A 10,278-nucleotide genomic window follows, 5' to 3' on the forward strand; every position below is an offset into this window, starting at 1 on the left:
AGGCATGTTTTCATTTTTTAAGAAAAAGAATATTGTTGATCATATAGAATGGCTGGGCATAGACGTACATTCACATTTGCTGCCTGGAATTGACGACGGATCCCCGGATCCCGAAACATCTGTTCGTTTAGTAAAAGGCCTTCAGGATATTGGCTTTTCAAAATTCTATTGTACACCTCACATATTTACTGAACTATACCCAAATAGCAGAGAAACAATCATACCCGCATTGGAACTTGCAAAGTCAGCACTTCATCAGGCAGGGATGAATGTTGAGATTTACGCAGCAGCAGAACATATGATGGATGAGACCTTTACCATCGATAAAAATATGATGTGCCTGGAAAATGAGCATATCCTCGTAGAAATGTCCTACTTATCAGAATATCCAAATGTAGAACAGGCAATTTTTGACTTGCAGCTTAAAGGATATCACGTCATTCTGGCGCATCCTGAACGCTATAATTTTTATCATAATAACAGGGCCAGGTACCAGCGCCTAAAGGATATGGGGGTATTGTTTCAAATGAACCTGCTTTCCGTTGGGGGGTATTATGGTAAAGATGTTAAAACCACTGCTGAATATCTGCTTAAGCAAAAATTGTATGATTTAGCAGGTACAGACATGCATCATGAAAAGCATTTAAATGCCCTTCGTAAGCATGTACGGAGCGGTGACCTTTACAATATGGTTGGTGACTATGAATTTAAGAATAAACAGCTTTTTGGATAAGGATCTTTATTCTATATTTGTTGACCTGTTTAAAATATACCGCAAATGAAGAAAAAAATTACCTGTAGAATAACTGCCAATTATTTCTCAACTGCTCTTGATCTTTCAAAAGGCACGTTCTAACCCCCGATCTAACTAATGAACAAAAAAAATAATCAATACGGAAAATTAACGTTTCCTGTTTTATTGCTGCTCATGGTATGTTTTTCATCCTGTGTAAGCAATAAAAATATCACTTATTTTAAAGATATCCAATCACTTAATCAAGCTAAATTAGAAAATGCAGCAGCATTTACTGAGCCTATTATTCAGACTGATGATATTTTAAGCCTGAATATTTTTACACTTGATCAAAAAACAGGTTCTGTTTTAAATCAGGCCGCCACTACACCGGCACTCGGTGGAAGTACAAATAGTAGCCTTTCAACACAAAATACTGGTTTTCTGGTAGACAAAAATGGCGATATTGAGATTGCTCTCGTCGGAAAGGTAAAAGTTGCTGGATTAACTACTTATGAAGCAAGAGAGCTCATTCGTGGAAAAGTAAAAGGAGTAGGCTTTATTGATCCAAATGTACAGTTGAGACTCGCAAATTTTAAAGTAAGCGTGATGGGTGAGGTCAATGCCCCCTCCACCTATACACTCCCAAATGAAAAAGTCTCTATTTTGGATGCATTAAGCCTTGCCGGCGATCTAACGATCTATGGCAAAAGAGATAACATTTTGATCGTAAGGGATAATAATGGAAAAAAAGAATTTGCACGCTTAAATTTAAACTCATCAGAAATATTTAATAGCCCGTTCTATTATTTAAAGCAAAATGATTTGGTCTATGTTGAGCCAAATAAAGCCAAGGCATCCGCCAATAATGCCGGACAGATCCAGACGATCAGCATCGTTACGTCAGTATTATCAGTGCTTATTTTAGCAATTACTTCTTTTAGATAGTTAACTATACTTTACTTTAAAATATGCATAAGATCAACGAAGTTCAAAATAACCACTTCGAAAAAGAAGAAAATAGTATAGATCTGGTAAAGATAATGAACAAACTGCTTGCCCAATGGTATTGGTTCTTATTAAGCATTTTTATATGCTTATTAGCAGCTTATCTATACGCTAAATATACCGCCCCGGTTTACTTTATCAATTCAAAAGTATTGATCAATGAAAAACAAAAAGGTGGAGGAGCAGATGCAGGAGCATTAATGGACCTCGGTGGTTTAATGGGGTCCGCCAATTCAGTTGACAATGAAGCCGAGGTTCTAAAAACCCGTTTCCTAATGGAACAGGTGGTTAGAAAAATGAAACTAAATATTGTTTACAGTAAACAGGTAAGATTAGGGACGCGGGAAATTTATGCTTCTCCATTTACAGTCGATATCATAAAAGGTGTTGATACTTTGCAGTATACAAAATTGGAAATTGAAAAATTATCCGGAAGCCTGCTGAAAGTATCCACAGATGATTTTGAAAAGGAAATTAAGTGGAACGAGTCTTTTCAAATAAAAGGCATCGGTACACTACAGATCGTTCCAGCTCTTAATACCGAACCTTTTGATGGCACATATTATGCAGAAATAAGTTCTATTGACGGTAGGGTAGCAACATTAATGTCATTATTGGCGGTAGAGGTTACCAATAAGCAAGTATCTATTATTGATCTTAACCTTTCATATCCTCTGCAAAAGAAAGGGGAAGATATTTTGAAAGCCATTATTGACCAGTATATCACATCAAATTTGCTCGATAAGAATATCATTGCTGATAGCACAACAAAATTTATTCAAAACAGGTTAAGTTTGATCGCAGGAGAACTTGGCGATGTGGAAAATAAACAGGAACAGTTTAAACAAACCAATCAACTGGCAGATATGTCGGAGCAAAGTAAACTGCTGGTACAAAATACGGCCTCTTACAGGAATGAACTTGCTAAATCTGAAACACAGGTAACCATAGTGCAGGATCTGGAAGATTATCTGAAAGATGAAAATAAAAATAAACGTATTTTCCCTACTTCATTGCTTCCTTCAGACATGGTATTTAGTGAAATGATGAACCAATATAATTCCCTGTTAATAGAGCGTGACAGGCAATTGTTAAGTGTGACGGAAGAAAGTCCCTTCATTAAAAATATAGATAACCAGATTGCGGGAATAAGACGCGGCATACTTGGAAATATCCAGAGTACAAAAAAGTCCTTTATTGCGAACAGAGATAAGTTAAGGTCACAATTGAATCAGGTGGAAACCAGGATAGGAGATGTGCCGCAAATAGAGAAAAATTACTTAAAAATAGCTAGAAATCAGCAGATTAAGCAGGAATTATATATCTTCTTAATGCAAAAGGCTGAAGAAACAGCCATTTCAAAGTCGGCTAACATTTCCATTGCAAAAGTAATAGACCCTCCGAAAGCTTCCATTAGTCCGATCAGCCCTAAGAAAAATGTAATTTATGTATTCGGCATGATAGCCGGATTGTTCATTCCGCTGGTCTTTATACTGGTGTATAGCTTTACAAATACAACCATATTGTCAAAAACAGACATTACCAGCTTAACTAGTGTACCCATCATCGGGGAAATTAGCCACAATCAAAGCTCAGACAATCTTATAGTCGCAAATCAGGGTAGGTCTATGATCTCCGAACAATTTAGGGCACTGCGTACAAACCTGTCTTTCTACCTTAAAAATCAAAACGAAAAGATAATCCTGTTAACGTCCAGTATGTCTGGAGAGGGGAAATCATTTACGGCCATCAACCTTGGTAATATTATGGCATTAACAGGGAAAAGAGTGCTGCTGATGGAACTTGATCTTCGCAAGCCAGGCCTTTCTGCCAAACTGGGAATCTCTAATCATACGGGTTTTAGTAATTATACAATTAACCCTGATCTAAAGGTGGCAGATATCATTAAGCCATTATCCATTAATCCAAATATGTTTATCGTATCATCAGGACCGCTTCCGCCAAATCCTGCAGAAACATTAATGAGTGAGCATACAGCAGGATTAATGGAGCAGTTAAAACAACAATTTGATTACATCATCATTGATGCGCCGCCTGTAGGAATCATTACAGATGCCCAGCTGCTTGCTCAATATGCGGATGTATCCATTTATATGGTGCGCCAGAAAATTACCCGTAAAGCACAGATTTCTATCGTGGAGGACTTGTACCGGTCAGATAAAATGAAAAATCTGGGAATTGTGGTTAATGACGTATCTGGTAATTACGACGGCTACGGATATGGCGGATATGGTAATTATGGACAAGAAGCTGAAACGGGATTCATAGACAGACTAAAGAAGAAATTTAAAAAAGGATAATAACACAGTTTAAACATGAAAATAGCATTAATCACGGGTATTACAGGTCAGGATGGCGCTTATCTTGCAGAGTTGCTTCTTGAAAAGGGATACATGGTTCATGGGATTAAAAGAAGAAGTTCTTTGTTCAATACAGACAGAATTGATCATTTATACCAGGATCCGCATGAAGAAAATGTAAAGTTTAAACTGCATTACGGTGATCTTTCTGATTCAACAAATCTGATTCGGATTATTCAGGAAGTTCAACCCGACGAAATTTATAACCTTGGCGCAATGAGCCACGTTAAAGTTAGCTTTGATACGCCTGAGTATACCGCAAATGCGGATGGTATCGGAACACTCCGGTTGTTGGAAGCCATGCGTATTTTAGGTCTTGAAAAGAAAACTAAGATCTATCAGGCTTCAACGTCCGAACTGTATGGGCTGGTACAGGAGGTGCCACAGTCTGAAACAACACCTTTTTATCCCAGATCTCCTTATGCTGTCGCTAAAATGTATGCCTATTGGATTACTGTGAATTATAGAGAAGCTTATGGCATGTTTGCCTGCAATGGAATCTTATTTAATCATGAGAGCCCACTAAGAGGTGAGACCTTTGTTACCCGTAAAATTACACGTGCAGTTGCTAAAATTGCACACGGGCTTCAGTCTAAGCTTTTCCTTGGTAACCTGGATGCAGAACGCGATTGGGGACATGCTAAAGATTATGTGGAAGCGATGTATTTGATCCTGCAGCAGGATACTCCGGAAGATTTCGTGATCGCTACGGGCGTAACCACAAAGGTGCGTGAGTTTGTACGTATGGCGTTTGCAGAAGTGGGCATAACCATTGAATTCAAAGGAACAGGTGTTGATGAAAAAGGGTACATTACTGCGTGTTCTAATCCCGAATACCAGCTGGAAATAGGAAAAGAAATTGTTGGGGTAGATTCCGCATATTTCAGACCAACAGAAGTAGATCTTTTAATTGGTGATCCAACAAAATCAAAAACAAAATTGGGATGGCAGCCTAAATATGATCTTGCAGCATTGGTTACGGAAATGGTAGCCGCAGATGTTGATTATTTTAAAAAAGAAAACTTATTGAAATTAAACGGCTATACGATTAAGAATCAATACGAATAATTTATAAATGTATTCATAAATTAGACTATGAATTATACGCTTAAGGTAATTAGAATTAGACAGGAGACAGATGACACGATTACCATTTGCTTTAAACAACCGGGATTAAAAAAAATAAAATATCTGCCTGGTCAGTACCTGACATTGATATTTAGGATTAATGGCCGGCGTTATATTCGCCCATATTCATTTTCATCTTGCCCGGGTGTTGATGAATTTTTAGAAATAACCATCAAACGTGTACCAGGCGGCATGGTCTCAAACCATATTCATGACCGCGTTAAAGAAGGTGATGCCATTGAAGTGATGCCGCCGATGGGTGACTTTACTTATGAGTCTGAAAAAAGATTCGAAAGCGTTTACCTATGGGGTGTGGGAAGTGGGATTACACCCCTCATTTCTATCGCAAAATACCTGCTAAACTCAGACCTTAATATTAAGGTATATCTGGTTTATGGAAATAGAACCCATGAAGCCACAATTTTTCTGGATCAGCTCGTGCAATTGCAGGAAAAATATAGCAACAAGTTTCATATCATTCAATTTTATACTAAATTGGTTATAAAAGAAGAGAATCCTTTTGTAATTCAAGGCAGGATCGATCTGGTTAAGGCTACGAGTATTATTGGGCAGAATGATCAAATCGAAAATAGCGGGCACTTTATTTGCGGTCCATCAGGATTAAAGGAATCTGTAAAGACTGCACTTCTGTCAAAAAAAGTAGCTCCGGATCACATTTACTCAGAAGATTTTGAGCTCATTAAAGATCCAAAGGACTTTGAAAGTATCCACACGCAAACCGTGGCGCTTAACTTTAAAGAGCAGATCTACAATTTGGAAGTGATCAAGGGTAAAAGTATTTTGGAAGCTGCCTTGGATGCAGATATAGAGTTGCCTTACTCTTGTCAGACAGGAAATTGCAGCACCTGCAAAGGAAAGCTGATCACCGGAGAAACCAGTATGATCGGCTTAAGTAAAGAACGGAATGATCTGGATATAAATGAATATTTATTATGTTGCACATATCCTCTAACAGGAAATGTACAAATACAGGTATAATTGAGAAATATAAAAATATGAAAGTAGTATTACTTGCAGGCGGCCTCGGCACGCGATTATCAGAAGAAACAGTGCTTAAACCTAAGCCAATGGTCGAGATTGGCGGTATGCCGATCCTTTGGCACATCATGAAAATTTATTCAGCACATGGTTTTAATGATTTTATAGTTTGTCTGGGATATAAAGGATACGTGGTAAAAGAATATTTTGCAAATTATTTCCTTCATAAATCAGATGTTACCATTGATATGACCGATAATTCTATAAAGGTGCATGATTCTCAGGCAGAACCCTGGAAGATTACCCTGGTAGATACCGGTAATGAATCCATGACAGGTGGGAGGATCAAGAGAATTCAAACCCATGTAGGAGATGAACCATTTTTGCTGACCTATGGAGATGGCGTCAGCGATGTAAATATTGCTGAACTGGTAAAATTTCATAAGTCCCATGGAAAGATCTGTACCGTAACTTCGGTTCAGCCTTCTGGAAGATTTGGGGCACTTAACCTTACAGAAGACCACACTGTACAATCTTTCCTTGAAAAACCTAAAGGAGATGGAGCATGGATCAATGGCGGTTTTTTTGTTTGCCAGCCTGAGATCTTTAAATACATTGATGGAGATTCAACAGTTTTTGAAAAAGAACCCATGGAGAAAATTGCCGCAGATGGGGAGATGAAAGCTTTTAACCACTCCGGATTCTGGAAACCAATGGATACCTTAAGGGATAAACATGAATTGGAAGAGGATTGGGCAAACGATAAAGCAAAATGGAAAATCTGGTAATATGAGTTTTTTTAATATATACCGTGGAAAGAAAGTATTAATAACCGGCCACACTGGCTTTAAAGGCTCTTGGCTTGCCATATGGCTGAAAGAATTAGGCGCTGATGTTTATGGCTATGCACTGGCACCATATTCTGAAATGGATAACTTTGTAACCTGCAGGTTGTCGGATGAGATCCATCATATGGAAGGTGATGTACGCGATGGGGAAAAACTTAAAAACTACTTCCACAAAATAAAGCCTGACTTTGCATTTCATCTGGCCGCTCAGCCGCTGGTACTGCTTTCCTACCAGGATCCCATTGGAACCTTTGAAACCAACCTCATGGGGACAGTTAATTTTTTTGAGGCTGTCCGTGCAACGCCATCCGTTAAGGCCGCGGTTAATGTAACAACAGATAAGTGTTACGATAATAAGGAATGGGTTTGGGGATACAGAGAAAACGATCCAATGGGGGGTAAAGATCCATATAGCGCATCTAAAGGATGCTCAGAGCTAATAACCGGTTCCTATCAGGAATCCTTCTTTAAGAAAGAAGGTACCTGTAATATCGCATCTGCACGTGCAGGAAATGTGATAGGCGGTGGAGATTGGGCCGCAGACCGTATCATCCCTGATTATTTCAGAGCCGTTAAAGCAGACTCAAAACTGGAAATACGTAACCCTTATGCGACAAGGCCATGGCAGCATGTTCTTGAACCTTTGAGTGGTTATCTGAATCTGGGAGCAGAACTTTTTCTGAAAGGGAAAATATTTAGCGGCGGTTGGAACTTTGGCCCTGAAGACACTTCAAATTATTCAGTTAAGGAATTGATCGATCAGATCTTGCTAATTGATCCAAGAGGAGGATATCACATCCCCGAAGGTATTGATAAACTGCATGAAGCAGTATTGCTGAAACTGGATATCTCCAAGGCCGTTAATTTTTTGAAATGGAAACCCTTGCTTAGCTTTAAAGAAACTGTTCATTTTACATGGAAAGGTTATCAGCAGGATATTCAGCAAAATGGAACTACCTATAATAGCCGGGTAGAGCAAATTAAGGAATATAGTCTTAAAGCAATTGAAAAAGGAATAAATTGGGCACAATGAAAAAAATTCTTTTGACAGGTGCTACCGGATACCTTGGAAAAAACCTGCTCAAAGGTTTGTTGAAAGAAGGCCATGAGGTCATTGCTTTGGTTAGGGAAAGTTCAGATGTAAGATACATCACCGCTTTAGCAGCTGAACTGAAAATCTATACCATAGGTATTACACCGCTTCGGGACATCTTTTCAGAAAACCAAATAGATACCGTGATCCATACCGCGGCAAATTATGGCCGTAAAGGAGAAGCATTAGAAACCGTTATTCATGCAAATCTTGGATTCCCGTTAATGATCCTTGAACAGGCAATTAAAAATGACGTAAGGTATTTTATCAACACCGATACGTCATTACCCAAAGCATTAAATTGGTACTCCCGGTCTAAAAAGCAATTTTTAGAATGGCTGGAGGTATGTTCGGCTGAAATTAAGGTGTTGAACTTACAGCTGGAATACTTTTACGGGCCAAATGATGATCATTCCAAGTTTGTTACCTATGTGCTAAAAGAATTGATCTCCGGTAAAGACCATATAGACTTTACGGCAGCTACCCCTTACAGGGATTTTATATATATAGATGATGTGGTACGCGCCTATCTCTTACTTTTGTCTGAACTTGAAAATTTCGAAGGATTGACAACTGTAGAAGTAGGATCAGGAACCGCAATCATGTTAAAGGACATCATTCAGCAAATTCAGGAGGCTACAGGGCAGATAGAGGTTAAACTCAATTTTGGAGCTTTACCCATGCGTGAAAACGAAATCATGCACTCCTGTGCAAACACAGACTTCCTTGAAAGTAAGGGCTGGAAACCCGAATACACTTTTAAGGAGGGAATACAAAAAACAATAAATATTGAAAATAACCAGTTATGATACAGATCAACAATAAAGAATTATCATTAAAAACATTTAAGAAGTCGGTTCCCGGAGTGGATTATATACCGGTTACAGGCAAAGTGATCGAAGAAGACGACTTGCTTTTATGTATGGAATCTGTTGCTGATGGATGGTTAACCGCAGGTAGGTTTGCAAATGAATTTGAATCAGAATTTGCAAAATATTTTGGAGCCGCTAAAGCACTATTGGTAAATTCAGGTTCATCAGCTAATTTGGTAGCCTTTTATGCCCTGACCTCTCCTAAACTCGGGGACAGAGCAATAAAACCAGGCGATGAAGTAATCACGGTAGCGGCAGGTTTCCCAACTACAGTTAATCCAATTGTACAATTCGGTGCAATACCAGTATTTATAGATGTAGACATTGCCACCCATAACGTTAAAGCCGATCAGGTAGAAGCCGCAGTTTCCCCTAAAACCAAAGCGATCATGATTGCACACTCATTGGGTAACCCATTCGATCTGGATGAAGTGATGCGGGTAGCAAAAAAATACAATTTATGGGTTATTGAAGACGATTGTGATTCTTTGGGAGCTACCTATAAAGGAAAAAAGACAGGTACATTCGGCGATATATCAACATTCTCATTTTATCCTGCACATCACATTACAATGGGAGAAGGCGGAGCAGTAGTCATTAACAATCCGGAACTATCTAAACTTGCAGAAAGTTTCAGGGACTGGGGAAGGGATTGCTATTGTGAGCCTGGAAAAGACAATACCTGCGGATGTCGTTTTGGCCAGCAGCTAGGTACACTTCCTTACGGATATGATCATAAATATACTTATTCTCATATCGGCTTTAATTTAAAGGTTACCGATATGCAAGCCGCTTTAGGAGTATCCCAAATGCGTAAAATCGATCGTTTTGTCCAAAAAAGACGTGAAAATTATGCCGCATTATATGAAAGGATGAAAGAATTTGAAGAAGTATTCATTCTGCCGGAACCAACACCTGATTCTGACCCTTCCTGGTTTGGTTTTCTGATGACGCTGAGAGAAGGCGACTCCAATGACAGACACATGCTGGTACAGCATCTCGAAGAAAAGAAAATAGGAACAAGATTATTATTTGCAGGAAATTTACTAAGACAACCGGCCTATGCAAATGTAGAACATCGTGTAGTTGGTGATTTAACCAACACCGATATCATTATGAACCAGTCTTTCTGGTTGGGCGTATGGCCCGGCCTTGATGAAACTCATTATGATTATATTGCAGGTGTAATAAGAGACTATTTAAACAATTAGATCAA

Annotated in this window: 9 protein-coding genes; all 9 read left to right on the plus strand. The window is 38.7% G+C overall.

Annotation, left to right across the window (positions count from 1 at the left end; genetic code table 11):
* The first annotated feature begins 4 nt into the window (after nt 1-4).
* The 9 genes from ATK78_RS10280 to rfbH all read left to right on the plus strand — a co-directional run bounded on the left by ATK78_RS10280 (nt 5) and on the right by rfbH (nt 10,273).
* On the plus strand, nt 5-733 hold the full coding sequence (locus ATK78_RS10280) for a tyrosine-protein phosphatase (protein WP_133575997.1): 729 nt from the start codon (nt 5-7) through the stop codon (nt 731-733).
* Nucleotides 734-871: 138 nt separating this feature from the next.
* Nucleotides 872-1,681 (plus strand): polysaccharide biosynthesis/export family protein, encoded by an 810-nt coding sequence (locus tag ATK78_RS10285; protein ID WP_133575998.1) that lies wholly within the window; start codon nt 872-874, stop codon nt 1,679-1,681.
* Between the two features lie 23 nt (nt 1,682-1,704).
* Nucleotides 1,705-4,062 carry a GumC family protein gene (locus ATK78_RS10290; protein ID WP_133575999.1) on the plus strand — a complete coding sequence of 786 codons (2,358 nt, stop codon included), beginning with the start codon at nt 1,705-1,707 and terminating at the stop codon, nt 4,060-4,062.
* Nucleotides 4,063-4,077: 15 nt separating this feature from the next.
* A complete protein-coding gene (gene gmd / locus ATK78_RS10295) occupies nt 4,078-5,190 on the plus strand; it encodes a GDP-mannose 4,6-dehydratase (RefSeq protein WP_133576000.1) in 1,113 nt (370 codons plus the stop codon).
* Nucleotides 5,191-5,217: 27 nt separating this feature from the next.
* Complete coding sequence (locus tag ATK78_RS10300; protein WP_133576001.1) at nt 5,218-6,249, plus strand: ferredoxin--NADP reductase; 1,032 nt, start codon at nt 5,218-5,220, stop codon at nt 6,247-6,249.
* Nucleotides 6,250-6,266: 17 nt separating this feature from the next.
* Nucleotides 6,267-7,037 carry a glucose-1-phosphate cytidylyltransferase gene (rfbF, locus tag ATK78_RS10305; protein ID WP_133576002.1) on the plus strand — a complete coding sequence of 257 codons (771 nt, stop codon included), beginning with the start codon at nt 6,267-6,269 and terminating at the stop codon, nt 7,035-7,037.
* Nucleotides 6,985-8,130: a CDP-glucose 4,6-dehydratase gene (rfbG, locus tag ATK78_RS10310; RefSeq protein ID WP_208112338.1), complete on the plus strand. Its 1,146-nt coding sequence runs from the start codon at nt 6,985-6,987 to the stop codon at nt 8,128-8,130. Before rfbF ends, rfbG begins: the two co-directional genes overlap by 53 nt.
* Nucleotides 8,127-8,999: an NAD-dependent epimerase/dehydratase family protein gene (locus ATK78_RS10315; RefSeq protein WP_133576003.1), complete on the plus strand. Its 873-nt coding sequence runs from the start codon at nt 8,127-8,129 to the stop codon at nt 8,997-8,999. Before rfbG ends, ATK78_RS10315 begins: the two co-directional genes overlap by 4 nt.
* Nucleotides 8,996-10,273, plus strand: a complete 1,278-nt coding sequence (rfbH, locus tag ATK78_RS10320) for a lipopolysaccharide biosynthesis protein RfbH (RefSeq protein WP_133576004.1) — start codon at nt 8,996-8,998, stop codon at nt 10,271-10,273. The genes ATK78_RS10315 and rfbH overlap by 4 nt, the downstream gene beginning before the upstream one ends.
* Nucleotides 10,274-10,278 lie beyond the last annotated feature (5 nt).

It is taken from the genome of Pedobacter metabolipauper (assembly GCF_004362715.1).
Taxonomy (GTDB): Bacteria; Bacteroidota; Bacteroidia; order Sphingobacteriales; family Sphingobacteriaceae; genus Pedobacter; species Pedobacter metabolipauper.

Bases quoted from the DNA above. Each gene is read 5' to 3' on its own strand.
- ATK78_RS10280 (WP_133575997.1), top strand. From the start codon at position 5: ATGTTTTCATTTTTTAAGAAAAAGAATATTGTTGATCATATAGAATGG.
- ATK78_RS10285 (WP_133575998.1), top strand. From the start codon at position 872: ATGAACAAAAAAAATAATCAATACGGAAAATTAACGTTTCCTGTTTTA.
- ATK78_RS10290 (WP_133575999.1), top strand. From the start codon at position 1,705: ATGCATAAGATCAACGAAGTTCAAAATAACCACTTCGAAAAAGAAGAA.
- gmd (WP_133576000.1), top strand. From the start codon at position 4,078: ATGAAAATAGCATTAATCACGGGTATTACAGGTCAGGATGGCGCTTAT.
- ATK78_RS10300 (WP_133576001.1), top strand. From the start codon at position 5,218: ATGAATTATACGCTTAAGGTAATTAGAATTAGACAGGAGACAGATGAC.
- rfbF (WP_133576002.1), top strand. From the start codon at position 6,267: ATGAAAGTAGTATTACTTGCAGGCGGCCTCGGCACGCGATTATCAGAA.
- rfbG (WP_208112338.1), top strand. From the start codon at position 6,985: ATGAATTGGAAGAGGATTGGGCAAACGATAAAGCAAAATGGAAAATCT.
- ATK78_RS10315 (WP_133576003.1), top strand. From the start codon at position 8,127: ATGAAAAAAATTCTTTTGACAGGTGCTACCGGATACCTTGGAAAAAAC.
- rfbH (WP_133576004.1), top strand. From the start codon at position 8,996: ATGATACAGATCAACAATAAAGAATTATCATTAAAAACATTTAAGAAG.